Here is a 23,755-nt window from a genome sequence, read left to right as displayed (position 1 = left end):
CGGCCCGGGGCAGGTGCCGATCATGACCACCGAATTCCTGCAGTCGCACTCACCCTTGGCTGAAAACGTCCCGGACGACGCTCCCGCCGGAGGCACGGTCGAGGTGCGCATCGTCTCCATGGATGCCGAAGCGGCCCGGCACGTCGCGGACGCTCTCCGGCTGCTGTTCGCCGGGGGCGAGCAGCGCAGCTATCCGGCGTTCACGTCGGGGCGAGGGACACGTCTGCACCTCACGCTCGACCCCGCGCGGGGCGCCGGCCCACTCCGTTCCTGGCTGGACAACAGCAGGCCGCCCGTCGACCGGACGCATCCGGGCGAGACTGTGTGACGCGTGCGCCTGCCGGGCTGCGGTCGGCGCCCGGCCCTGCCGCGCTCCACCCGCCTTCCGCCCGGCTGCGGCCGAGGTCGTACGACCTGACCGCCGAACTCCCCGGACTGCTTGCCGGGTTGCCGCACCACTGGGGACGCATCAGCAGTGTGCTCGTGAACGGGACGGTGTGGTCGTTGCCCGGGGACGGGATGCTGGTCGCGGACCGGATGGTGCACCTGCGCCGGACGGACTCGCCACGAGCCGAACACACCGTCTGCCTGCTCGCTCCGGGACACGGCGTCCAGTCAGTGGCTGGCTGGCGCGCTTCCCGCCGGTGCCGCTCTACGCGCTGCGTGCACGGAGTCCAGTCCCCGATGGGTGAGTGTCGGCGAGATCGCGAATGGAACGAAGGGCCGCCACCCACTCTCACCTGCTACGCAGATCGTGCTCCGGCAGGATTCGAACCCGCGACACCCGCATCAGGAGTGGGATCAAATCCTTCCCGGGTGGTGCCTGGCGCTGCCGCGCGGGCTGCCGTCAGCTCACGCCTCGCTCACGCGTGGCGGTGGGCCGGAGAGGCCGGTCCGGCCGGTGCCGCGGGTGGGTTCGGTATCGGCTAAGGCGAGGGCGCCGCAGCGGTATCACGGCATTCCGTGCTCGTCGGGCGGGACCGGACCGCCCGATCTTGTGCTCTCGGTTCGGGGATGTCCTCGTTCGCCGGTCTGTTTCGAGCGCCGGAAAAGGAGACCGAGCCCATCAGAAGTAGACAGTCCATTGGACTGTCTGTCAGTCTACTGGACGTCAACAGGCTGTTCATTGCAGGAGTTTGGGGAAGTCGTGTCCCATGACCAGCAGTTCATCTCCGTGCCCGTCCCTGCTCAGTACGTCACTCGTGTCTACGCCCTGCTTGCCGAACTGGACCTGAAGGAGAGCGAGATGAGCAGTCCGCTGCCCGGTGGGACTCAGGGGGCCGAGCCGGACGGAAGCTGGCCGGTGGAGGAGTGGACCATTGAGAACTTCAGGTCGCTCATCGCCACGGAGCTGCCGTCGATCCAGCGCGTTGCGACCATGCTGGACCTACTCGCCGCTGAGCCGGAGCGCGCGTTTAGCACCACCGCCCTCGTCGAGCGCATCAACCTCGACCGTGGTCAGATCAAGGGCGCCCTGGCTGCCTTCACCCGGCACCTGCACGCGCACTACGGGCGCGGCAACTGGCCGATGAAGTTCGAGTGGGCTACCGACCCCGACTCCACCTACCCGGCTGAGGCGTTCTACCGTCTCGACAAGGCGAACGCCGCTCGCTGGCAGGAAGCACGCGCCACGGTGTAGTGCGCTCGGCGGGGTGGGCCCCGGTTCAGCGGCTCACTCCGGCGGCGGCGGTCCGGCTTCGGCTCCGCCATGGGCTTCCGGCCCTGGGGCTCGATCTGCTCACGCTCGCCCGCTCGGATACGGTCGGTTCCGGCCTGAACGGTTGCCCGCCCGCACCGCTCACGCATACGGCCCCGGACGAGGAGTCCGAGGCGGAACAAAGCGCCTTGCTGGGGGAGAAGCCCCAGGTCAGCGGCGTAACGCCGTGTGCCCCCGGCAGGAATCGAACCTGCGACACACCCGCTTCGGGAGTTTCCCCTGAGCAGGGCTGTGACCTGCGAAAGCGCCGAGCGCAGGATGTCTGGCCAGGGAAAACACCCCTCCGAAGTTCCGGCGGGTTCGCGAGGCTTCCCGCTGGAACCCGGCGTTGCGGCCGAGGGCCGGCCCGAGCTCGCGGTCGCGCAGCTCCAGCCGCCCGCACCCGTGCGGTCGTCCGGGAGGGGCTGCAGCGCAAGCTGGTCAGGATGTTCCAGGTCTTGAGGCCGGGCGGCGGCGCATGCGCGGCGGCAGCGGATCCGGCCGGCCCGACCTGGCCCCTTCCCTCAACTCGTCGCCCGGTCAGTCAGCGGGCAGGCCGAACCAGCGGAGGAGTACGGGTCTTGCGTCGTCGGGGGCGTCCTCAGGCCCGCGGGCATAGCGAGCGAGCAGGTCCAGATAGTCGTCATGGAGTGCGTCCAGCTCACCCTTCGTGAGGTGGATGAGGCTGCGTGAACCCCGCATCCAGCCTTCGGACTCCGCCTGTCCGGCGGTGAACTGCCGGGCGAGCTCGACGTCCTCCTCCATCCTCATCCGGTCCAGCTCGGCCGACACGGCACGCTCGGCCTCCGTCAGCTCACTCTGCGGCGGTCTGCGGATGTCGAGCCCGCGCACCCCGCGCCACCAGCGTTCCCTCCCGGTGGAGCGCTCGGGGATGTCCTCGATGAGGCCACTGCGTTCCAGCATGCGCAGGTGGTAGCTGAGCGTCCCGGTGTTCTCGCCGAGGGCGGCGGCCAGCGTGGTCGAGGTGGCCGGGCCCACCGCGCCGAGGTGGCGCAGGATACGCAGGCGCAGGGGGTGCGAGAGGGCCTTGAGAACCTCGGGACTGTCGACCGTGCGCCGCCCTGCGGCTTCCGCTCTCCGCTCTTTCGTCATGGCGGCAGCCTATTCCAGATGGCAGCCGTTTCTCTGCAGACCTTCCTCTGCAGAGAAATCTCTGCAATGCTGTGGCGTATGACGCCGAACCGAGTGACCTTGAACCGCGCAGTCCGCCGCTTCGCAAGTGCTGCCGCGGGGGCCCTGCTTGTCGGAGTTGCCCTGGGCGCCGCACCCGCGCACGGAGCCGAACAGGCCGCGGGTCTGGCCGAGTTCGACTTCTCCGCCTGTCCGACCGCTGATGAGCTGCCCGCGGGCGCGGACCCCGGAACCTGGCGTTGCGAGGTCATGCACGCCACGGGGCATCTGCGCATGGGTGCCATCGACGAGCCGCTCACCGAACCTATGAAGATCACCTTTGCGGAAGGCCGTGTAGACGGTGAATTCCGGCAGGTCTTCGGGGAGATGGCCGCTGCGCCAATCAGGGTGGGAGGCACCCCGTTGACCCTGACTCCGCGGTACGGCGGCTACTCGGACTTCCTGTCCGACACCACCCGGCGCGGCGAGTTCGACATCAAGTTCGCCATAGGCTCGGTGCGCGGGCTGCCGGCCCTGCCGTCGTCGGGCTGCTCGGTGGGCAGCGATGAGGATGCGGTCCACCTGGTGCTCAAGGACACGGATCCCACGCGGGTGATATCCAGGGACCCCCTGGTCGCCGCCTTCGGTGCCCAGGACGCGGAGTTCGCCGCCCCGGGCACCAGCGGCTGCGGCCGCGTGGGCCGCGCGCTCGACCGAGCCCTGGGCCTGCCGTCCGCGGCGGGGGCGAACGCCTTCGACATGGATGTCACGGTGGCCATCCGGCCCTACATGTAGACCCATCCGTTGAGCAATCGTCAATACTTGTAAGCCAGTTGAGATGATTCAGGCCGCGCGAACAAGGAGTGGGATCGAATCCTTGCCTGCGGGTGCCTGGCGGTGCCGTGTGGTGCTGTTTTCCCTGGTCAGGAGCGCGGGCGAGCCGCTTGATCCGGCGCATGCCGCCCTGTGGCGGAACGTCCGCTCACGCATCGCTCACGCGCTGCCGGTTGCTGAGCAGCGCGTGGGTCAGATCTGGCCGAGGTCGATCTCCACCGGGAAGGGGGCCGCTGCTTTGAGGATGCCGGTGAACACGTCTCCGTCCCGGTAGGTCTTCGTCGCGGGGTCGAGAACGTAGGTGTACACGAGAGGAACGCCTGTCGCGGCCTGCTCGATCCGCCAGTAGAAGCCGATGCCTGCCTTGGCGTACTGGTCGACCTTCACGATCCGGTCGGTGGTCTCCGGGCCCGGCGACACCACCTCCGCGACCAGCAGCACGTGCTCAGGGCGGGTCGGGGTGATGTCGATCGTGTCTGCGCGGTACACGACGACGTCAGGGCGGCGATTGGTGAGCGGAACGTCCTGAAGCCGGACGTCGAAGTCCGTGTCGGCGTTCCACTCCGGGCCCGCGGTGGTATCAAGGGCGTTCGCCAGAATCCGGGTCAGCCGGTTGTGCCGCTTGGACGCGCTCGGACTCGCGACGACCATCCCGTCCACGATCTCGATGCCGGCGCACTGCTCCTCGGACCAGGACTCGTACTCCTGCGCCGTGATCTGCTCATGCATCCATGCCGGGGCCACCATCTCGGCCGTCATGAAGCACCTCCCGGACACTGTGCTGCGGGCCCGATCACGCTGGGCCCAGCGTACTGCTGATGTTCGCGACGCCGGCCACACCGGTGAGAGCTGCACCACCCCGCCACGTGAACCACCGCGGAACCCCGGGCCGCAGGACGCACCGAACGCCGAACGGCGGTTGGACCCGACGGCGCAGGTGCACGCCGAGAGGTTCGCTCTGGCTTGCCCCCGGTCCGGGTCACGTCAGGGACAGGCGCCGTTGTAGGTGTCCTCGTAGCTGCGGTAGATCCCGGCCGTCTTCGTCTTCGCACCGGAGGCCGGTTCCGGGTACTCGATGACGGGCACAGGCTTGCAGACTGCCCACTTCCGTGTGTCCGGAGAGTCGTCGAAGCCGAAGGTGCCGCTGGCTCCGCGTACGCAGTTGACGCAACTCGCCCCGGACTGGGTGCCGAGAATGTTCATGTTGATGACGGTGTTGTAGACGTCGTTGTGCGTCGGCAGGATCGGGGCGCCGCTGGTCTCTTCCCTCCCTTTCCCCGCGCCGCCGTTGATGTCGTCGTACGCTCGGCCGGTGGCCTGGGAGAGCACGGTGAAGGCGTCGTAGTACATGACCGCGTAGCCGTCGTCCAGAGGCTTGCTCCCCCATGGCTGCTTGTCCGCCGGGTCGTCTCGCAGCTTCGCCCGCAGCTTCTCGAACTGCTTCAGGAAGCCGCGAGGCCCGGCCGGGAGCTTCTCGTCGCCCGCCCAGGACCGGGCGTCGACGGAGGCCGCGCCCACGAGGGTGATCCGGGCCTCCCGTAGTTGCTCGGCGATGTCCGTAGTGGTGGACTCGGGATCCATTCCGATCCCCACCTTCAGGATGCGCGTCGGCTTCTCGTGGCCGCAGGAGGGTTCGTTCGCCAGCCGGTCCACCAGGTGGGGCAGATCGTGATCGCGTCCCGCGAAGAAGACCGTGTCCGCCCCGGTCAGACAGATGCTGCGGGCGGCGTCGGAGAAGCGCTGGGGGACGCCCTCGTCGTCGCCGGTCAGTCCCAGATAGGACGCCTGCCGCTGCTTCAGCCCGTACTCCTCGCCGAAGTACGCCAGGAAGACCTCCCGCAGGTCGGCGGAGTAACTGTCCCGCTCCCGCCGGTCCGAGACTAGGAAGCCCGTACCGTTCCCCGGATTCTGGTCGAGGTACTCCCGCAGCGCCTCGGCGAAGAGCTCGTTCGACGGGGAGGTCTTGAAGAGGTAGCCGGCCTCCATGGTGGTGGAGGTGAGGATGGGGCCGATCGCCGGGATCCGGTGAGCGGAGAGGGCCTTGGCCGCGGCGAGGGTGTCCGGAGTGCTGCTCGGCATGCCGAACACGCCGACCAGTGGCGCCTTGTCGTCGGTCATCCCGGCGAGCCGGTCGACGACGGGCTCCCACTGGTCCAGGTCCTTCCCGTCGTGGGCCAGCAGCAGTTGGTAGCGCGGCCCCGCCTGCGCGTTGGCCCGCAGCTGGGCGGCGTGGGCACCCGCCAGCGCACGGGCGATCTGCTCCGTACTCATGGCGCTGGTGGCATCGCTGGTGAACGGCATCATGAGGGCGACCCGCACGTACGGGATCCTGGCCTGCCCGTTCTCCGGGGCCGTCCAGCCCTTCTCCACCCGGGTGTTCTCGTCCGCCACGGCCCGTATCAGGCCCGCCAGCTCCGGATCGCCCTCAAGGACCCCGGCGGTCACGCCCACGCACTCGTCCCCGGCTGCCTCCAGTCCGCCGCCGCACTTCTCGGGCAGCAGCCGTACGACCACGAAGGCGACCGCCGCGAGCAGCACGACGCCCACCGCGAGGACGACCGCCTTGTCGGCCGGTCCCAGCGCGCGGTTCCTGAAGCGGTTCAGCACAGTCCTCACTCCTCGTCTCCGGCAGAGCCGTACGTCGGGTAGGGCCTTCGCTCGCGTGCCGCGGCCGGCCAGGCCCGGGCGGCCGCGTTGAGCACGGCGCGCCCCGAGGGATGCCGCATCGACAGGAACGCCAGCTCGGAGCCGAGGTCGTCGCACAGGTCGGGCAGGGGTTCCGCGTAGGTCTCGGAGAGGTACCAGAGCGTGTGCAGCAGTCTGTTGACGGACCTGCGTACGTCGTCGGTCTCGGCGTAGCGATGGTCATGGGCACCGCGGGCGATCTCGGCGCGCTCGTCCGTCCATCCGCCCGATGGCGGGCGGGGGGCCTCGGCGGCGTACCGAAGGGTGTCCAGCCAGCGGCCCGCCTCCCAGGTCCCGAAGTGCTCGGTCAGCGCGCTCACCACCGAATCCGCGCCGCCTGCCGCCAGGGTGTGCCGGAGAACGTCGGGCTCGTGCCCGGCTCCCCGCGCCGCGTGGTGCTCGCGCAGGAGAGCGTGCAGATCTTCCCAGCGTCGTCCTGGCGGGGCTGCCGCCGACGTCGTACGGGCCTCATGGAGCAGCAGGGCGCGCAGGAAGGGGTCGGAGACGAAACCTGGGGCGGCGCCGGCCGTCCCGGCCGTCCAGTGCTCCTCCTCCAGGTACTGGGCGACGGACGAGAGCCCGGCGCCCGGGAAGCCGCCACCGGCCGGTGCGGACGCCGGCACCAGCGCCTGTGCGGCCTCCCGGTCGCGGGCCAGGGCGAGCGGTATCAGACGGGCGCGCAGCTGGGGCTGCGGAATCATCTGCTCCAGCAGCACCTCGGCGACCGGTCGTCCCTCCCCGGCCGGCAGGTCGAGCAGATCCTCGGGTGCGACGGCGCGTTGTCCACTGGCGCGGACGACCGCCTCGCACAGCGCCCTGCTGCCCTGCGGGTGCCCCTGGGTCAGGGCGTACAGCGCCGACGGCAGATGGCGGTGAAGGGGGCCCTGGGCCGGGTCGAGCATCAGCAACAGGTCGTCGCGGGTCAGCGGTGCCAAGGGGACCACGAGCAGTCCCGCCGACGGCGAGCCGGGGACGGCGCGCTCCCAGCCGGAGGCGTGGATCAGCTCGGGCAGCTCGCGGCGCGTTGCGTCCGGGTAGAGGTCCGCGCCGTCGCCCAGCCTGGTCGCGACGACGACCAGGGGGTCGCGGGTGCCGGACTCGGGCGCGGCACGGTGTTCGAGCAGCAGGCCGAGCACGCGCTGTCCGGCGGCGGTGTGCGCGTTGTCCAGCAGGACCAGGGGGCGCGGCGTCCGGTTGATCCGCTGCCACCGGCCCTGGGCGTCGGTGAGGTCTTCGAGGAACGCGGCGATCAGGATGTGCTCGACCGCTTGCTGGAAGTCGCCGCCCTGGTGGAAGCGCAGGCTCAGCCGGATCAGGGCGGCCTCACCGTCCTCGGAGCCCGAGAATCGGCTCTGGTACCACTGGTGCACAAACCGTTCGGCGCGGCTACGGGTGTGCCGACTGAAGTACTGCTGGATGACCGCCTCGGTGACAGGAGCCAGGTCGTGCGGGCGCCGGTCCGGGTCGGCGAGGCGCTCGCTGACGTCGTCCGTCCACTGACTGCCGTCCACGTCGGCCGTGCCCCTTTCGAGACCGCAGGCCACCAGGAGGCGCGCGAACCGGTCACGGGCCAGCGACTGTTCGGCCTCGCTGCCGCGGTGCCAGCTGGACACCGCGAACAGTCCCGGCAGCAGACGGGAGAACCGGAGCCGCCCGGCGCCCGGGACCATGGGCGCCAGCTGGCACACCAGCTGCTCCAGGATCTCGACCACGGCCGACGTGTTGGCCGCCGTGGAACCGGACCACCGCCCCTGCTCGATCTGGGCGGCATCAACCCTGCCGAGCGGGACGCGCCCGCGGTAGGCCTCTTCCAGGGAGTCCAGGACCGCCGTCCTGCCCATGCCGTGGCGGCCCGTCAGCAGCGTCACGGGGAGGTCGCCGCGGTGTTCCTGGGGGACGAGTTCCCGCCGGTCGGCGGCCAGGCCGACCAGACGGGGCACCAACGCGCGCAGGATGGAGTCACGTGCGTACAAGGGCATCCGCATCGCCCTCTCCCCCGTTCTGTCAACGTCTTTGGTGCCGTCGTCGTTCTGTGCGCTCGGGTGGCTCAGCTTCCGAGCAGCCTCCCCAGCGCCTGGCCGACGGCGTCCAGCAGGAACTGCCTGCCGACCGTGTCGGGGGCGGCACCCAGCAGGCGCCGCATCCCCTCCATCAGCCCGCGCTGCCGGTCCGGCCCGGGGTTGCCGTCGCCGTCGCTGTCGCCGCCGCGCGCCAGGGCGTCCGCGCTGCGCAGCAGGGCCGCGCGGGACTCCGGTTCGAGGTTCAGTCCCGGTGCCAGCTCCGCGATGAGCCGGGCGAGGTCGGCGGGTGCCAGCGCGGTGTGCACCTCGATGCTGTTGTGCACGCTGTTGTCGGAGTCGCCCTGGGTGATATGCCCGATCGACTCGGCCTCTATATGGGTGTGCTGGGCGGGCCGACGGCGCTCGCGCTGCTGTGCCACGTACGCGACGATGTCGGAGGAGCCGCTGAGCACGGCGCTCACGCCCTGCGAGGTGAGAGCCACGTGTGAGCCGACGTCGTTGTGGAACGGCGGCCCCTCACAGGTGATCAGGTCCTCCTCGGCCAGATAGGTGAGGGCCCGGGCGACCTCGCTCCGGGAGAGGGGTTCACCGAGGAAGAAGACGTCCGGCGAATCGAGGAATCCGCTGATCCGCAGCGGCTGCCGGTGCGGGTTGGCGTGAATCCAGTGCAGTACGGCGCGTGCCGCGTGACGGCCCCGCTGGACCGAGTTCGCGCGCAGGGCCTGCAGCCGGCGAGCCCGTTCCGCCCCGGCGGTCCGCAGCGTCACCACGGGAGCACCCGCGTCCGTACCGTGTCCGTCGTGGGAACTGATCAGCTCCTCGGCGCTGAGATGGCCGACGATGGCCCGGACCGCGCTCATGGGAATGCTCTGCAAAGAGCCGAACTCCGCGCAGGAGATCTGGTGGCCCAGCTCCCCCTCCGCCCTGTCCCAGATCCACAGCAGGAGGCGGGGGCCGTACCTCTCGACGTACGCGGCGAAGTCGTCGTGGTCCCTGAACGTGGGCACTGAGGCTGACAATGACGGATCCTGTTCGTCTTCGCACCGACGGCTCAGCTGCGGCACCTACCCTGCTTTCACTCCTGTAATCAGGTCGATTCACCTGGCGCAGAGGTACAACGCCGTCTGAATCACACCAAGTTGGCCACGAGAGGTATAGGGCGGTCCTGGGCGGGAGCCATCAAACCGCCGCGGCCATACGCCGGATGACGGACCGACTCACCGCGGACGCACTCCCCGAGGCTGTACGCGACGAGCAGGGCCGACGGCGTATGCCCAGGTCGACCGTCAGGGAGTATGGGCTCCTCGGCGTACGGCGCGCGCAGCACCTCGAAGACCCGGTCCAGTCCGTCCTGACCGACGACATCACGCGCGCCGACGAACTCCCTCGGTGTCCACGCCTGACGCCGATCCGGTGGGTGATGTGCGCGAGACCGACTCCTTGTCTGCTGACGCACGCTCACGCAAACGGCCCCGGACGCGGAGCCCGAGGCCGACGGCCTACCAGCACGCCTCCCCGGGGTGAGAAACCTCAGGTCAGCGGCTCATCGCGGTGTGTCCCCCAGAGCAGGATTCGAACCTGCGACACCCGCTTCAGAAGCTTTCGGACCGCGGGGTCGGTGGCGGGGACGTGCTCGTGGGCGAGTCCAGCACATGCCTGGGCCCTTGAGGTCAGGGCTGGGTGGTGTCCACGATGAAGCGGCGACTGAGACTGATCTCGCGCGAGAGCAGGCCCGGGTCGGCGGTCACCGTCAGTTCGTACTCCCCGTCCCGCAACGCCCGCACATCGAGCACCCGGTGGCTTGCGACCCACAGAGTGGGAACGATCTCGCCGTTCAGCCTGACCTCGACAGTGCGCAGCGCCTCATTGCGCAGCGCCTCTTCGTCGTTGCGATCGACCACGTCCACTGTGAGCGTGACCTTGGAGAGCGCGGCGGCGTTCAGTACGCCGCTGCTGGGGATGCCGCGTATCCGGAGCTCCGGCTGGTTCACCGCGTTGTCCACCGCAATGGCGCCGATCGCCAGGGCGGCGGCGAAAGCGGCAACCAGAAGGGTGATGAGCACCCTGCGCCGGGACCGGGTTCGCACAGGGCCCGACGTCTTCAGAGCCAGTCGCATGGACACATCCTTCGAGGAATTGCTGCTGTGGGCCGTCGGCGCCACCTCTTCGTCCCGCCCATAGGCCTTGCATCGGCCTCCTGCACCGACTCCAGGACAGGGCCCGAGGACGGACTCGGACTCGCAGGTGTCCGGCGAACCTGATGGTGCCAGCTCAACCGTCACGGAATCCAGTTCGCCCTCACCCACTCCTGGATGAATGAGTCCCGGTACCCGGTGTGGGTGCAAGCTCCCGCCATGTAAGGCCGGTTGACGGCGTCCCCCACCGCGACATCCCCACCACACGGCTTCCGGTGCCGATCGAGCGGGAGATCCTCGGGTCCCCCAGGCCGACGGGCTGGGTGCCGCGGAACTGGATGCCCGGCGCGGGCCTGACCGCGGCGACCTGCACGCCCCGGAGTGCGAGGAAGCTCCGCAGGGCGAGCCCGTACCGAAGGTGGCTCCCGCGCGATCAGCCGTCAGTGCCCCGTGTCCCGACCTACCGAACCTCGTGCGCCCTCACTTGCGTCAGAACGCCTGACCTGTCGGCAGGAGCGGGGAAACACCGCCTACACGGCGGCGCCCGAGCCGCTCACGCAAACGGCCCCGGAAGAAGAGTCCGAGGCCGAATGGAGCGCCTCCCTGTGGGAGAAATCCCAGGTCATCGGCATAACGCGCTGTGTCCCCGGCAGGATTCGAACCTGCGACACCGGCTCTAAGAGTGGGATCGAACCCTTGCCGGGGGGGGTGACTGGCTCTGCCCGGAGGCCAGCGGCCCTCTTCCAGGACCGCGAAGAAGGAAACGGGGGGCATACGGCTGGATGCCCTCGGGATCCAGGCCGTTGACCGGCTCGTCGAGGATCACCGTGGCCGGCGACCGCTTTCGCGCCTACCGTGACGTCCTCGACCCGGCCACGGAGTTGGGCATCCACGCCCATCACAACCTCGCCCCGGGAGTGGTGAACTCCGTCGTCGCCGTCGAGAGCGGTGCTGTCCGCGTCGACGCCTCGCTCGCCGGTCAGGGGGCAGGCTCGGGCAAGGGCGTGGCGGTTGTGCCCGGACCGCCGCGTCCAGACTGCGTCGCCCGGTACCGGCGGGATGTCGCGGGTGCCGGTCAGTGGCAGGCGCGGACGATCACAGTGGCCGACCTGAAGGACATCCAGAGACGCTCGGCCAATCGCCATCGCCATCGCCATCGCCAATCGCCGATCACCAATCGCCGATCACCGTCACGGCCGGCCGGCCGTACACGAGTCTGCTTCCCGAGGCGGACCTGGCGATCGCCGAGGCCGCCGCCCGGCTCGTACGGAGCGGCAGCCACCGCGCCGGTCCCCGACGCTACTGGCCTCGGTTTTGGGCAAGCGCCGGGGTCTGGGCGGGGGCGTCGGTCGGGGCCGGGACGTCCTTCCCGGCGTTTTCCGGCGCGCCGAACCAGGCCACCGCGACCGCGCCCGAGACCGCCAGGACGAAGCCGGTCACCGCCAGCCAGGCGAAGCCGGGGCGTGAGGCGTCCCCCAGCCACCAGACGCCGATCATGCCGGGCAGCACGGTCTCGCCGACGACCAGCGCCGCCGTCGCCCCGTTCACCGAGCCGATCTGCAGCGCGACGGTGTGCAGGTACATGCCGCCGATTCCGGCGACCAGAATGGCGTACAGGGCCGGGTCGGTGAGCAGCGTGCCCAGGTCGAACGGATCGATCCCGTTCAGCACTCGCACGCCCACGCCGAGCGCGCCGAAGCCGAGACCGGAGAGCAGACCGGCCAGGATCGCGGCCCGGGCGCCGAGCAGCCGGACCAGGACCGTGCCGCCCGCCATCAGCAGCAGTGAGATCGCGAGGAGCCACCAGTGGGTGGTGATCGGCGTGTGCCCGCTGCCCTCAGGGCCCGCCGCGCTGGCGAGCAGCACCAGCGCCGAGCATACGACCGCGATCGAGGTCCACTCCGCCCGGGTCAGCCGGATGCCGAGCAGCTTGACGCTCAGGACGGCCGTGATGACGAGGTTGGCGCTGATGACCGTCTGGGAGAGGAACAGCGGCAGCAGACGGGCGGCGAGCGCGCCGAGCCCGAAGCCGACGAAGTCCAGGACCGTGCCGACGACGAACTCCCAGGTCATCGCGGCCTGGGCGGTGGAGGAGAGACTGGGGCCGCCATGCGCGGTGACCTGTCGGGTGGTGTGCCCGGCGGCGGCCGCCTCGCGGCGGGCCGACTTGCGGGAGCCGACGGCCTGGAGGACGGACCCCGTGCCGTAACAGATCGAGGCCGCAACGGCGGTCAGGAGTCCTATGAGCACCGAGCACTCCGTTCGGGGGGTGGTTCCTGGCTGTTCTCCCTGCCAGACGTGGGATCGACCGCCTGCGTTGCGTGGACCGGGTCACCGCCGGCGCGGGCGCCGTGCTGTCCGCTGCAGAACCCCCGGTGCAGAGCACCTTTCCGTACCCAGCGGACGCCTCTGGTTGGCCGGGTAGCCGATGAGGCGGACCGGGGCGTGGGCGTACCCGGCATTGATCATCAACTCGGCCCCGCCGACGATGTCCTCGACCTTCTTGCCACCGCGCGGTTCGATCTGCAGGAAGTTGAAGTCGAGGTCGGCCGCGGCGTCCGGGCCCTTGGACAGGTATCGCTTGTCGACGTAGATACGTCCGGGCTTGACAGTGAAGGCGCCGTGCGGCTTCTTGCCGTCGTCGTACTGCGGGACGAACGTGAGGTTCTTGCGCGCGTCCTGGTCGTCGAAGCAGTGTCCGGCGCTCATCACGATGTTCTTGCCGGGGCTCTTGATGACCGTGCCGCCGCAGAAGCGGCCGGTGTCGGTGCCGTCGTTCCAGAAGAAGGTACCGACGATGGGCAGCCCTTCGAACGGCTTGCTGGGGGAGCGAGGCGTCCTGGTCGGAGCAGGAAACTGCTTAACCTCCTGCTCCTGGACGGGCTTTGCGGCCCGCATGCGCTCCGGAGTCCAGTAGCTGTCGGCGTCGGCGGGAGTGAACCCGCGCGTGTCGTCGTCACCGCCCGTCGGGACGGGAGCTGGAGGAACGGAAGGCTACTCCGCCAGGGCGCTCGGGGTGGCATTCCCCGAACGAGGCGGATCGCCTTGGTCTGCGTACGCCGGAAGATCCGGCAGCAGAATGAGTGCCGCGGCCCCCGCCGCAGCACTCAGTGCTCTGCGCAACTTCATGGTCAAATCCCCCAGATCATATGAGACGCGCGTCACGCCGCCTGGCGTGAGTGCGTCACGGTCGGCCATGGTCGTAATGACCACTTCATGCAGGGGGAAATGCATATGATCCACTTCGCGCGCTCGTCCGTACACGGCGGACTTTTCGCAATTTCCGTGCCGCTGATCCTGCTTGGGTACGCCGGGACGGCATACGCCGACTCACTCCCTTTCCCCGGACGGGGATACGTCTCCGCCAGCGGTCCGGTAGAACCTGGCGAGGCAGTGGAACTCACGGTCAAGGAGCGCCCTGGCAATCCGCACCCGACGGCGGTGGACGTCTCCAGCCCGGCGCTGACCGACGACACCGCCCTGGGTGACACTAAGAGCGCCTGGGTGGGTGCGGGCCGGATCAAAGAGAGCCTGAAGCCCGGCACGTATCCCGTGACGTTCACGCTGCGCCACAAGGACGCCGCCTGCGTGACGGAAAAGGACCGCGACTATGTGTGCGACTACCCCTCGATCGTCCTACGTGGAGAGGTGACGGTCTCGGCTCCGGACGAGGCCCCGGCATCAAGCGACGGGCCGGGCTTCGGCGGCGGCTTGGCACTCGGCATCGCGTCGGGTGCCGTGGTGACGCTGGCGGCGGGCGGGACACTGCTGGGACTCCGGCGCCGCGCGGCTGCCGATGACCCATCGCAAAGCTAAGCTTGGCGTTTATCGTCTTCGGTCGAACGTGGCCCCGAACTTGCTCACGGTTTCGGCTGAGTGCCTGACGTGAGAACAATGAGTCCGTTGCAGCGGGATGTCCCGCGGGATGCGTTTGGCGAACTGCCACTGGTCATATTGTCCGCCAACGCGTATTTGGTGGCCCTTGATCGGCAGATGGATCCCGCTAGCTGGGGCAACACGGCTGTTGTTCGGCGACTTGCGCGCATAGGCCTCGTACCTGCAAGAGTCTGCTCCGGCGAGAGATGAAGAAGCGCAGCGAGCTGGCGGAAGCGCCGCGGCCTAGCTAACGACAGGGACATCCGGCAGGCCACCGTGTGGTTGTCGCCGCACCTGGCCAGGTGACCGAGCAGGTAGCCCTCGCGGGGCTCAGGGCGAAAGCCCTGCGACACCCGCTGTGGATGCGGTCTGGCTGGGCATGGGCAGCTCAGGGGGAAGTGGCGAGTGGTCGGAGTGCAGCGCGGGCGGCGTTTCGTCAGACCTTCTCGACTCGCACGGAGTGTCCCGCGAGGAGTCGATTCATGTCGGCGGTGTCGGAAGTGAAGACGGTTGCCTGAGCTCCCTGCACGGCCTCCCGCCCGGCCACAGCCGCCAGAATGGCATCGATGGCGTACTTGCGCCCATGCAGGCCGGCTGCCTTCAGCATGTCTCGCGCCATGGCGATCACCTGATCGTCCGTGTGCACGATGCGGATCCGGGAGAGCGTCCAGTTCCACAATGCCTGCCTCGACGTTTCGCGAGGATCCCATGCCGCCAAGGTGGTGAGCGCCGAGGTGACGATCGGGATGTCCAGCCGCGGAGCCGTCTTGATCAGTGCGGCCATCTCCCGGTCGCCCTCAACCGCCTTGGAGAGAGCCTCGCAGCCAAACACGAAGACGCGCTGTCGCGGCCGGTGCAGCTTCGCTCGGGCGGTGCGGCTCACGCTGCCTCGTCCGAACTCGATGGCTGCTTGTCATGCCAGCCGTCAATGGCGGCGATGCGGTCCAGCGCCGCTCGCTGCTCGTCGTCCGTCACCGCGCCGTGCTCTTCTTCGAGGCGTTCAGCCAATTCGCGCAATCGGTCCATGGCGTCCTGATGGGCGGCGGCGGCCGCGATGTAGCCGGACACCCCCCGCGCGTCGACGATGCGGCGCAGGCCCCCGAGGGGCGCGTCCTCAGGTGCGCCCGGGGATGCGGACTCCTGGTGGACTCCGGATGTGAGGAAGGCCCTCCTCGTTCAGGCGGTGGCGTAGTGGGAGAGAGCTGGTTCCAGCATGTCGAAGGCGTCGGCCGCCTCCGTGGTGATGGTTTCGGCGATCTCGTCGTTGGAGTGTTCGGCCAGGGTGAGGTCTTGGATGCGCTGGAACAGGATGCGGTGGACGGTGCCGAGCAGTCCGGCGGCCGTCTGGACGGTGATGTCGTTCGGCGGTGCGCCGACGGCCGCGGCGAGAGCGTGGGCCAGGGCGCGTTCGCGCTGGTCATGCAGGCCACGCAGGCACGCCGAGAGGGCGGGGCTGTCGGCGATCATGCGGGCGAAGGCAGGGCCTGAGAATCCGGAGACCGGATCCGTGGCCGCGGCGGCGTCGGCGAAGGCGCGGCGCAGCGCCGCCAGGGCGGACTCGCCGGGCCGTCGAGCGGTCACCGTGTCTGCCAGGGCTGCGATGAACGCGTCCTGGTGGTCCAGGGCCAGATCCTCCTTGCGTGGGAAGTAGTTGGTCACCGTCTTCTTGGCGACCCGTGCAGCGGCGCCGATCTCGGCGATGGTGGTCCGCTCGAAGCCCTGGGCGAGGAACAGCCGGGTGGCGTGGTCGGAGATGAGCTGCCGGGTCTCCTGCTTCTTGGTTTCCCGCAGGCCGGCAGGCTGCGCGGGCGATGTGGTGTAGGTAGCCATGAGGCAATCTTACCCTCGTAGCATTTTTATGTTGACACCCTCATGAGCCTCAGACTAAATTTGCCCCCGTCGCAAGTTTACGATGGCAGTTCGAAGAGGAGAGTCCATGCGTGAAGCCAGCTACGCGTCCTACGCCCCCCTCGCCGCCGGCCTCGATGAGGTCCTGGCCGGACGTACCGGCAGCAGCCCGATCCCCGCGCCGCGTCGCCGTGACAGGCAGCAACCCGCCCGAACGGCCGCCGCCCGCGCCCGGCGTATCACCCCGCCCGTTCGCAGCCTGCCGCGACGCGGCGGCTACTGACCGCACCCCCACCAACGATCACGCCGACCGCCTCGCCCACCAGCGGCGACAGGCGACAGGCTCCGCGAAGAATCCATGAGGAGAACCGTCTTGCAGATCACCGCGTCCACCGTCTCGCTCACCGTCGACGACGTCGCCGCGTCCCAGCGGTTCTTCACCACCCACCTCGGCTATGTCGAGCAGGCCGCCGCCGACGGGTTCGCCTCCCTGACGCGCGACGACGCCGCGGTGGACATCGTCCTGCTTGCACGTGGCACCGAAGTGCTGCCGGGTGACCAGCGCGACCAGCGCGCCTCCGGCCTGATCCTCGCCTTCACCGGCGCCGGTATCGAGGACGAGGAGAAGCGGCTGCGCGCCGAGGGCGTCGACATCACCATGCCGCTGCGTGAAGAGCCTTGGGGCGAGCGGCTGTTCCAGATCAAGGACCCGAACGGAGTTGTCATCCAGTTCGTCGAGTGGACCACTCCTTCCGACCCTGCCTGACCGCTCCGCGCCGACCGCTCCGCGCCGACCGCTCCGCGCCGACCGCTCCGCGCCGACCGCTCCGCGCCGACCGCTCCGCGTGAAGCCGCGGAGGACCCCATCCCGAAGGCCACGGGCCACAGATCCGAAGGACCGTACGTTGTCGCCTGACCCCACCACCGTTCATCCACTGCCGGCGCATGACCGGGTGGTGTTCCTCAAACCACTGGTCACCTCGCCGAAGATCGTCGTGGGCGAGTACACCTACTACGACGACCCGGCCGGCGCGACCGGGTTCGAGCACCTCAACGTCCTGTACGCGTACGGCCCCGAGCGTCTGGTCATCGGCAGGTACTGCGCGATCGCCACGGGAACCAGGTTCCTGATGGCGGGTGCGGAGCATCCGACGATGGGGGTGTCCACGTTCCCGTTCACCATGTTCGGCGGCCGCTGGACCGAGGGGACCCTGGATATCGTCACGTCCATGCCCAGCCGCGGTGACACGGTGATCGGCAATGACGTCTGGTTCGGTTACCAGGTGACCGTCATGCCCGGCGTACGCATCGGCGATGGCGCGATCATCGCGGCCGGCGCCGTGGTCACCGCCGACGTTCCGCCCTACACGATCGTCGGCGGCAACCCGGCCAGACCGATCCGGCAACGGTTCAGCGACGCCGACGTCGAGCAACTGCTGCGCGCCGCCTGGTGGGACTGGCCCGCCAGCCTCGTCACCGAACACGCCCGCACCATCATGTCCGGAACCCCGGACGACATCGCCCGCATCGCCACCGAGCACGGTTTGGGGAAGCCTCTGTGACCCAGGTATCCGTCGAAGAACATGCCGTGGCCGACAGCGCGGCCGGACCCTACGCCCTGACGACGGGGCCGGACGGGGCGCTGTGGTTCACCCTCGTCCACAGCGGCCGGATCGGCCGGCTCGTGCCCGGCGAGGAGCCGACGAGCCATCGGCTCGACCCCACCTGCGGGCCGACCGTCATCACACCCGGCCCCGACGGCGCGCTGTGGTTCACCGAGTACCGGGCGGGCCGGATCGGGCGGATCACCACCGACGGCGTCATCGACGAATTCGGCCTGCCCACCCCCGGCTGCGGGCCGTTCGGCATCGCGGCGGGACCCGACGGCGCGCTGTGGTTCACCGAGACCGCCGCCGACCGTATCGGCCGCATCACCGTCGACGGCCGCATCACCGAGTTCCCGCTCCCCGTCACAGGCGCGTTCCCCTCAGCGATCACCGCCGGTGACGACGACGGGATGTGGTTCACCCTCAACCAGGCGAACGCCCTCGGCCGGATCGGCATGGACGGTGCGGTCACCATCCATCCCCTGCCGACGGAGGCGGCGGCGCCGGTGGGGATCGCCGCAGGCCGCGACGGCGCGCTGTGGTTCGTCGAGATCGCCGCCGGTCAGCTCGGGCGGATCACCACTGACGGGCAGATCACCGAGTTCCCGCTGCCCGACCGCACCGCCCGACCGCACGCCGTCACCGTCGACAGCGACGGCACCGCATGGTTCACCGAATGGGGAGGCAACCGCGTCGGCACGATCACCCCCGACGGCTCCCTGACCGTCCACGACCTGCCCACCCCCCACTCCGAACCGCACGGCATCGCACCCGGTCCCGACGGCGCCGTGTGGACGGCACTGGAGATCGGTGCACTCGCCCGCATCGCCCCCATCGCCCCAGCGGACAGCGCCACCTGACCAGGCTGTATCTCACACAGCATCAGCAGGAGTCGCCCGTACGGCGGCTGGAGAGGAGCATCCTTGAAATGCGCACTCGTGATCTTCGAGACGGACGAGTCACGCCGCCGGATCCAGGCCGACCGGGCGGCGTACCGCAAGGAATACGAAGGCTGGATCGGCAGCATCGCCGCGGCCGGGAAACTGGTCGGCGGTGAAGCTCTGGAGACCGAGCACATCACTCCCACGACGGTGCGCAGAACGGCCGACGGGACACCCACGGTGACCGACGGGCCCGCGCACGCCGGCGAGGAGACCCTCGGCGGCTGGTTCATCATCGACGTGGCCGACCGAGAGGAAGCCGTCGAACTGGCCAAGAACCTCCCCACCCCCGAAACCATCGAGATCCGCCCGATCCTCGAATCCGCTTGAACTGGGCCGGGGACTGGCCCGGTGACCTCAAGGCACGAGCCCAGGTCGAGCTTCACCTCGCCCTACGGGCGCACGTGGCCCCAGGACAGCAGGGTCGGCCCCGGCCTCCTGCCTCGAAGGCCCCTACGTCCGACGGACGGAAGGGCCTTTGACCAGGTGTTTCTCTGTTCCCCCGGCAGGATTCGAACCTGCGGCACCCGCTTTAGGAGTGGGATCGAATCCTGCCAGGTGGTGCCCGGCGCTGCCACGCGGTGCTGTTTTCCCTGGTCAGGAGCGCGGGCGAGCCACTCGATCCGGCGCATGCCGCCCTGTGGCGGAACGTCCGCTCACGCATCGCTCACGCGCTGCCGGTTGCTGAGCAGTGCGTGGGTCAGATCTGGCCGAGGTCGATCTCCACCGGGAAGGGGGCCGCTGCTTTGAGGATGCCGGTGAACATGTCTCCGTCCCGGTAGGTCTTCGTCGCGGATGAGGCTTCGGCCGTCTGTGGAGCCGATGCCGGCGCAAGTCCGCGACAGCGTGCCCGCGCCGGGGGCGCTGCCTGATGGCCCCAACGTGCTCGTTGTCAGGCTGCGGCGAGCGTGTCCTCAGCTGACCTGCGCATCGCGATGATCCGCGTGGTCACTCCGGTTTGGCCGTGATCACCGCTGTCTCTCCCGGCGCCGCGACGCTTGCCGTGCCGTCGGCTGTGACGAAGGGCTCCTGACCGGGCTGCCGTGCGCCGACACATGTGAGGGTGAGCGTGGCGGTCACGGCCAGGACGACAACGGCGGCTCCCGAGAGCAGGAAGGCGTTCTCGACTCCGGCGAGGGTGATGGTGGTCGAGGCCACGAAGGGGGAGATCGCCAGGGCTCCTGCCACCCCGGCCTCCCACAGGCCGAGCGCCTTCGCCAGATGATGGCTCGGTATGCGCTGCTGCACCAGTGCGATCAAGGGAATGTCCGTGAGGGCCGAGGCCAGCCCTGTGGCGGTCAGGAGAACGGCCGCCACAGCATGGGAGGTGACCGTTCCCAGTGGAGCCCGGAAGATCCCGAGCAGGGCCCACGCCAGCACCGCGGCCAGTGCGAGTCTGCGGATGCGCAGGCCGGCCAGGAGCAGGGCGCCCACCACTTCGGCGACCCCGGCGACGCCGAGCAGCAGGCCGTACTGGCCGCCCTGCCCCACGACCACGACCAGCCCGACGGTCAGGAAACCGTTGGTCAGGGCGAGGGCGAGCACGAAGGTCACGATGACCACGAGTACATCGGGAGCCGCCCGCACTGCCCTGAGCCCGGCGCTGAGATCGGACCACAGCCCGGTCTGCCCGCTGGTCGCGGCGGGGCGGGTCACGCGGATGGCTGCCACGGCGACCGCCGAGCCCAGGAAGGTCAGCCCGTTCACCACCAGCACCGACTGCAGCGAGCCGAAGGCCAGCAGCGGCGCCAGCATGAGCGGGCCGACGAAGAAGGCGGCCCGGAAGGCGACTTGCAGCAGCCCGTTGGCCTGCTGGAGGCGCTCGTCCGGCACGATCTGCGGAACGATGGCGTTGCGGGCCGGGGCGAACGGGGCGCCGATCAGCGCCAGCAGCGCCGTGGTCGCCACGAGCAGGGGCAGGTTCAGCAGGTCGAGGGCGAGCAGGACCGAAGCCACGGCCACCACGGCGACCCGGGCCAGGTCGGTGGCGATCATCAGCTTCCGGCGGTCGCGGCGGTCGGCGTACGAGGCGACGACGAAGGTGGCCACGAACGCGGGCGCGAACGCGGAGACGCTGACCAGGGCGACGGCCGTCGGGTCCTTCGTCAGCGACCAGGCCAGCCAGGCGGTCGCGGCGGTGTACAGGCCGTCGCCGAAGCGTGAGATGCCCTGACCGGCGAAGAGAAGCAGGAAGTTGCGGTCCTTCAGCAGTGACATGCGGCCACTGTCGGGTTCCGTCGGGGGCCCGATCCACTTATTAGGCGGATGGCTAATCAGTGGGGCTCAGTCACCTCGCCGTCGCCGTGCAGGAAGCTTTCCAGGCTGGGGGTCAGGCCCGCCACCTGTCCGGGCGCAAGCCGGTACAGGACGTAATAGCCCTCGCGGCGGCGCTCCAGCAGGCCCGCGTCCGCCAGCACCCGCAGGTGCTTGGACAGAGCGGCCTCGCTGACGCCGACGAGCGGGGCCAACTCCTGTGTGCTGCGTGGGCGTTCGGCGAGCAGTCGCAGGGCGCGCAGCCGGGTGTCGTCGGCGAGCGCGCGGAGTGTGCCGACGAGCCTGGCCGGCGGAATCCGCGGGCGGGCTTCCCGGACGATCGAGGAGACGGGGAAGACGAGCCCGAGGGGCCACGGACCGTCGCAGTTGACGCGTACGTGCGGCCACACGTAGGCGCTGGGGGCGAGGACGAGTGTGTCGTCCGGGCCGATGGCGACCTCGTGGTCGTGCGGCCGCTCCAGCCAGAAGCGTTCGGCCCGCGGATCGCTGCGCACCTCCGGCCACAGGCCGCGGAGCATCCCGTACAGGCCGCGCTGCTCGATCTGGTGTCCGGCCTCGCTGACACCGGCGGCGAGTTCGGGTTCGAGCCGTGCCCATTCCTCCTCGAACGCCTCCCGCCAGTAGCGCTCCAGCATGCTCAGGAACCGTTCGAGCAGGGCGCGGGGATCGTCGAGGAGCATCGCGGCCATCGCTTCGTCGCTTTCCCGTGCGACTCGCTCCCGCACCAGGCCGCGTACCTCCGGTTCGTCCAGCACGCGCGGATCCCTGCCCTTGCCGCCGCCCGGCCAGGGCGTGAGCAGGGGGACGGCGAACTCCAGGCGGACCAGTTCCGGATCCGCCCCGCGCAAGCCGGCCAGTTCGTCTTCGAAGTCCGCCAGTTGGCCGGTCGGCCGCGGAAAGAGGAACTCGGGGAAGTACGAGCGCACCGCATAGGAGAACGCCTCGATCTCCCGCTTCAGCGCCGGGGACAGCTTGCGCATCGCACGCACCCAGCCGTGCTGGACGGGGTGGTGCTTGGGCTCCACCAGCACATGGAGACTCAGCACGGCTTCCATCGTCGGCGAGTAGGCGAACCCCACCCGCTCCGCACCGCCGGCCGGGACCCGGAACACGATCGTCATGACTCGTCATCCTTGCCTCATGGCGTCCGTGACGGGAGCCGCGCCGCGCCACAAGCGGCAGGGCCGACCAGAAGGACATCCAGGAGATGCTCGGCCACTCGCCGATCACCATCACGGCCGACACGTACACGAGCCTGTTCCCCGAGGCCGACCTCGCCATCGCCGAGGCCGCAGCGCGGCTCGTACCGCGCGCCCGCGCCGCTCATTCATGGCTCGTCTTGTCCTGGGCAGGGGAGAGACGGCCCAGCGCCAACCGTGCCACGCGCGACCAGTCAGCCGCCCCGCCGCCGACACGCGGTGCGTGGGGGCGACGGCGAGGCACACGCACCCGGAGTGCTCCCGGCGCGCTGCGGCACACGACGGGTGAGGGCAGAACGACATGCTCTCCGTCGATGCCGACCGGGAGGGTGTCCGTGCCGGCTTCGACGACGACTTCCCTCGCGCTCAGCCGGACAAGCCCCCCGGAGCGCGGGCCGCGCACCAGTCGAGCCGCCTGAGCGGTGTTGCCGACCCGCACGCACACTACGCCGAGCAGGCCCGAGTCCAGCCGATCCCTGCGCCCCGGATGGGCCGCGTCGACGGCACGTCCGTAGGGATTGTTGCTGACGAGGAGTGCCTGAAGTCCGTCGACGTACGCAGCGTCGGCCCGCGCCCGCAGCCCGGGCGCCTCCTCGCCCGTGAGGAGGCCGGGGAGGGTGCGCAGGGTCGTGCGCGCCTTGGCGTCCCGGTACGCGGGGTCGGTGACGACGGACGCGTACGTTCCGAATGAGGCGTTGTTGACGAAGACCCGGTCCGCGGCGTACCCGAGGTCGATGCGGACTTCGACGCCGTGGGTCAGGGCTTCCAGGGCCGCCGCCGGATCGTGGCGGTCGAGGCCGAGGTCCAGGGCGAAGTGGTTGCGGGTGCCGGCGGGAATCACCACGAACGGCAGGTCATGGCCCGCCGCGACCTCGGCCACCAGCGCCTGGGTGCCGTCGCCGCCCGCCACCGCCAGCAGATCGGCCCCCTCGGCGACGGCCTGCCGGGCCAGTTCCGTCACATCCTGGCCGCCCTCGAGCAGGACCACCCGGCCGCCGGCCGCCCGGGCCTTGTCGACCAGCTGGAAACGACCTACTTTGCCGCCGCCGGAGCGCGGATTCATGAGGATCCAAGGGCTGTGGGGTGTCTCGGCGACCGCCTGCCCGGACTGCTCGGAGGTGGTGTGCCCGGGGCTCAGGGCCGTACGCGCCGCCGTGACGGCCAGGGCCCACAGAGCCAGGGACAGCAAGGCCGGCCCCAGCATCCCGGACGTGGCATAGAGGGCCAGGACAGCGACCGGTGCCATCACTGACAGGACCGCCCCGAGAGCACGGAGCGCTCCGGTGTGCGCCAGGGCCCACCACACCCCCACGGCGGCCAGCGCCAGCCCGGCGATGCCCGCCAGCGCCCACAGCACGCTCCGCAGACCGGCGGCGACGAGCGCCACCAGGATGCTGCCCAGCAGGGCGAGTACCGCGAGGCGGGCTCGTGCGGCGCTGCCCTCGACTCCGGTCGCGGGGCCTGTCTTCCTCGGTCTCCTCGTGTCACCGCCGGGTTTCACCTGTCCG

At 69.9% G+C, this 23,755-nt stretch carries 24 protein-coding genes and 3 pseudogenes; 11 read left to right on the top strand and 16 right to left on the bottom strand.

Features of this window, described 5'->3' with window-relative positions; genetic code table 11:
* Positions 1 to 22 precede the first annotated feature (22 nt).
* The 3 genes from ACZ4UU_RS05770 to ACZ4UU_RS05760 all read left to right on the top strand — a co-directional run bounded on the left by ACZ4UU_RS05770 (position 23) and on the right by ACZ4UU_RS05760 (position 1,639).
* A complete protein-coding gene (locus tag ACZ4UU_RS05770; RefSeq protein ID WP_468036764.1) occupies positions 23 to 328 on the top strand; it encodes a hypothetical protein in 306 nt (101 codons plus the stop codon).
* Positions 325 to 930, top strand: a complete 606-nt coding sequence (locus ACZ4UU_RS05765) for a DUF5994 family protein (RefSeq protein ID WP_468036762.1) — start codon at positions 325 to 327, stop codon at positions 928 to 930. The genes ACZ4UU_RS05770 and ACZ4UU_RS05765 overlap by 4 nt, the downstream gene beginning before the upstream one ends.
* 217 nt (positions 931 to 1,147) lie before the next feature.
* On the top strand, positions 1,148 to 1,639 hold the full coding sequence (locus ACZ4UU_RS05760) for a hypothetical protein (protein ID WP_468036760.1): 492 nt from the start codon (positions 1,148 to 1,150) through the stop codon (positions 1,637 to 1,639).
* 597 nt (positions 1,640 to 2,236) lie between these two features.
* Here the strand turns inward: ACZ4UU_RS05760 and ACZ4UU_RS05755 are convergent.
* On the bottom strand, positions 2,237 to 2,809 hold the full coding sequence (locus ACZ4UU_RS05755) for an ArsR/SmtB family transcription factor (protein ID WP_468036758.1): 573 nt from the start codon (positions 2,807 to 2,809) through the stop codon (positions 2,237 to 2,239).
* Between the two features lie 93 nt (positions 2,810 to 2,902).
* Here ACZ4UU_RS05755 and ACZ4UU_RS05750 point away from each other — a divergent pair, with 93 nt between their 5' ends.
* Positions 2,903 to 3,622 carry a hypothetical protein gene (locus ACZ4UU_RS05750; RefSeq protein WP_468037867.1) on the top strand — a complete coding sequence of 240 codons (720 nt, stop codon included), beginning with the start codon at positions 2,903 to 2,905 and terminating at the stop codon, positions 3,620 to 3,622.
* Between the two features lie 231 nt (positions 3,623 to 3,853).
* On the opposite strand, the gene ACZ4UU_RS05745 is transcribed toward ACZ4UU_RS05750, so the two are convergent.
* From ACZ4UU_RS05745 to ACZ4UU_RS05715, 7 genes and pseudogenes are all read right to left on the bottom strand, one after another.
* Positions 3,854 to 4,420, bottom strand: a complete 567-nt coding sequence (locus ACZ4UU_RS05745) for a Uma2 family endonuclease (protein WP_468036756.1) — start codon at positions 4,418 to 4,420, stop codon at positions 3,854 to 3,856.
* A 225-nt stretch (positions 4,421 to 4,645) separates the two neighbouring features.
* Positions 4,646 to 6,268: a hypothetical protein gene (locus ACZ4UU_RS05740; RefSeq protein WP_468036754.1), complete on the bottom strand. Its 1,623-nt coding sequence runs from the start codon at positions 6,266 to 6,268 to the stop codon at positions 4,646 to 4,648.
* Positions 6,269 to 6,273: 5 nt separating this feature from the next.
* Positions 6,274 to 8,331 (bottom strand): ATP-binding protein, encoded by a 2,058-nt coding sequence (locus tag ACZ4UU_RS05735; protein WP_468036752.1) that lies wholly within the window; start codon positions 8,329 to 8,331, stop codon positions 6,274 to 6,276.
* Between the two features lie 62 nt (positions 8,332 to 8,393).
* Complete coding sequence (locus ACZ4UU_RS05730; protein WP_468036750.1) at positions 8,394 to 9,374, bottom strand: hypothetical protein; 981 nt, start codon at positions 9,372 to 9,374, stop codon at positions 8,394 to 8,396.
* A 290-nt stretch (positions 9,375 to 9,664) separates the two neighbouring features.
* Positions 9,665 to 9,751 (bottom strand): annotated as a pseudogene (locus ACZ4UU_RS05725) (CarD family transcriptional regulator); the annotation flags it as partial.
* Positions 9,752 to 10,037: 286 nt separating this feature from the next.
* Positions 10,038 to 10,430, bottom strand: a complete 393-nt coding sequence (locus ACZ4UU_RS05720) for a hypothetical protein (protein WP_468036748.1) — start codon at positions 10,428 to 10,430, stop codon at positions 10,038 to 10,040.
* 713 nt (positions 10,431 to 11,143) lie between these two features.
* A pseudogene (locus tag ACZ4UU_RS05715) lies at positions 11,144 to 11,215 on the bottom strand.
* Positions 11,216 to 11,338: 123 nt separating this feature from the next.
* Here ACZ4UU_RS05715 and ACZ4UU_RS05710 point away from each other — a divergent pair.
* Positions 11,339 to 11,500: pseudogene (locus tag ACZ4UU_RS05710) on the top strand (4-hydroxy-2-oxovalerate aldolase); the annotation flags it as partial.
* A gap of 301 nt (positions 11,501 to 11,801) precedes the next feature.
* On the opposite strand, the gene ACZ4UU_RS05705 reads toward ACZ4UU_RS05710, so the two are convergent.
* On the bottom strand, positions 11,802 to 12,752 hold the full coding sequence (locus ACZ4UU_RS05705) for a hypothetical protein (protein ID WP_468036746.1): 951 nt from the start codon (positions 12,750 to 12,752) through the stop codon (positions 11,802 to 11,804).
* An 81-nt stretch (positions 12,753 to 12,833) separates the two neighbouring features.
* Positions 12,834 to 13,400 carry a hypothetical protein gene (locus ACZ4UU_RS05700; protein ID WP_468036744.1) on the bottom strand — a complete coding sequence of 189 codons (567 nt, stop codon included), beginning with the start codon at positions 13,398 to 13,400 and terminating at the stop codon, positions 12,834 to 12,836.
* A 336-nt stretch (positions 13,401 to 13,736) separates the two neighbouring features.
* Here ACZ4UU_RS05700 and ACZ4UU_RS05695 point away from each other — a divergent pair, with 336 nt between their 5' ends.
* Positions 13,737 to 14,318 (top strand): hypothetical protein, encoded by a 582-nt coding sequence (locus tag ACZ4UU_RS05695; protein ID WP_468036742.1) that lies wholly within the window; start codon positions 13,737 to 13,739, stop codon positions 14,316 to 14,318.
* A gap of 496 nt (positions 14,319 to 14,814) precedes the next feature.
* On the opposite strand, the gene ACZ4UU_RS05690 is transcribed toward ACZ4UU_RS05695, so the two are convergent.
* From ACZ4UU_RS05690 to ACZ4UU_RS05680, 3 genes are all read right to left on the bottom strand, one after another.
* Positions 14,815 to 15,261: a hypothetical protein gene (locus ACZ4UU_RS05690; RefSeq protein WP_468036740.1), complete on the bottom strand. Its 447-nt coding sequence runs from the start codon at positions 15,259 to 15,261 to the stop codon at positions 14,815 to 14,817.
* Positions 15,258 to 15,446 (bottom strand): hypothetical protein, encoded by a 189-nt coding sequence (locus ACZ4UU_RS05685; RefSeq protein WP_468036738.1) that lies wholly within the window; start codon positions 15,444 to 15,446, stop codon positions 15,258 to 15,260. Before ACZ4UU_RS05685 ends, ACZ4UU_RS05690 begins: the two co-directional genes overlap by 4 nt.
* Positions 15,447 to 15,554: 108 nt before the next feature.
* On the bottom strand, positions 15,555 to 16,208 hold the full coding sequence (locus ACZ4UU_RS05680; RefSeq protein WP_468036736.1) for a TetR/AcrR family transcriptional regulator: 654 nt from the start codon (positions 16,206 to 16,208) through the stop codon (positions 15,555 to 15,557).
* Between the two features lie 106 nt (positions 16,209 to 16,314).
* Between ACZ4UU_RS05680 and ACZ4UU_RS05675 the strand changes: the two genes are divergently transcribed.
* The 5 genes from ACZ4UU_RS05675 to ACZ4UU_RS05655 all read left to right on the top strand — a co-directional run bounded on the left by ACZ4UU_RS05675 (position 16,315) and on the right by ACZ4UU_RS05655 (position 19,104).
* Complete coding sequence (locus tag ACZ4UU_RS05675) at positions 16,315 to 16,509, top strand: hypothetical protein (RefSeq protein WP_468036735.1); 195 nt, start codon at positions 16,315 to 16,317, stop codon at positions 16,507 to 16,509.
* 90 nt (positions 16,510 to 16,599) lie between these two features.
* Positions 16,600 to 16,992, top strand: a complete 393-nt coding sequence (locus ACZ4UU_RS05670) for a VOC family protein (protein ID WP_468036733.1) — start codon at positions 16,600 to 16,602, stop codon at positions 16,990 to 16,992.
* Between the two features lie 139 nt (positions 16,993 to 17,131).
* Positions 17,132 to 17,788: a CatB-related O-acetyltransferase gene (locus ACZ4UU_RS05665; RefSeq protein WP_468036731.1), complete on the top strand. Its 657-nt coding sequence runs from the start codon at positions 17,132 to 17,134 to the stop codon at positions 17,786 to 17,788.
* Positions 17,785 to 18,693: a Vgb family protein gene (locus tag ACZ4UU_RS05660; protein WP_468036729.1), complete on the top strand. Its 909-nt coding sequence runs from the start codon at positions 17,785 to 17,787 to the stop codon at positions 18,691 to 18,693. Before ACZ4UU_RS05665 ends, ACZ4UU_RS05660 begins: the two co-directional genes overlap by 4 nt.
* Positions 18,694 to 18,756: 63 nt before the next feature.
* On the top strand, positions 18,757 to 19,104 hold the full coding sequence (locus ACZ4UU_RS05655) for a YciI family protein (protein WP_468036727.1): 348 nt from the start codon (positions 18,757 to 18,759) through the stop codon (positions 19,102 to 19,104).
* Positions 19,105 to 19,722: 618 nt separating this feature from the next.
* Here the strand turns inward: ACZ4UU_RS05655 and ACZ4UU_RS05650 are convergent.
* From ACZ4UU_RS05650 to ACZ4UU_RS05640, 3 genes are all read right to left on the bottom strand, one after another.
* Complete coding sequence (locus tag ACZ4UU_RS05650) at positions 19,723 to 20,991, bottom strand: MFS transporter (RefSeq protein WP_468036725.1); 1,269 nt, start codon at positions 20,989 to 20,991, stop codon at positions 19,723 to 19,725.
* Positions 20,992 to 21,047: 56 nt separating this feature from the next.
* Positions 21,048 to 22,169 (bottom strand): ArsR/SmtB family transcription factor, encoded by a 1,122-nt coding sequence (locus ACZ4UU_RS05645; protein WP_468036723.1) that lies wholly within the window; start codon positions 22,167 to 22,169, stop codon positions 21,048 to 21,050.
* A gap of 202 nt (positions 22,170 to 22,371) precedes the next feature.
* Complete coding sequence (locus tag ACZ4UU_RS05640; RefSeq protein WP_468036721.1) at positions 22,372 to 23,748, bottom strand: diacylglycerol/lipid kinase family protein; 1,377 nt, start codon at positions 23,746 to 23,748, stop codon at positions 22,372 to 22,374.
* Between the last annotated feature and the right edge of the window lie 7 nt (positions 23,749 to 23,755).

Source organism: Streptomyces sp. NPDC028907 (assembly GCF_055564995.1).
The sequence above is the reverse complement of the archived record's forward strand: the minus strand, read 5'-3'. Positions and strand labels throughout refer to the sequence as shown.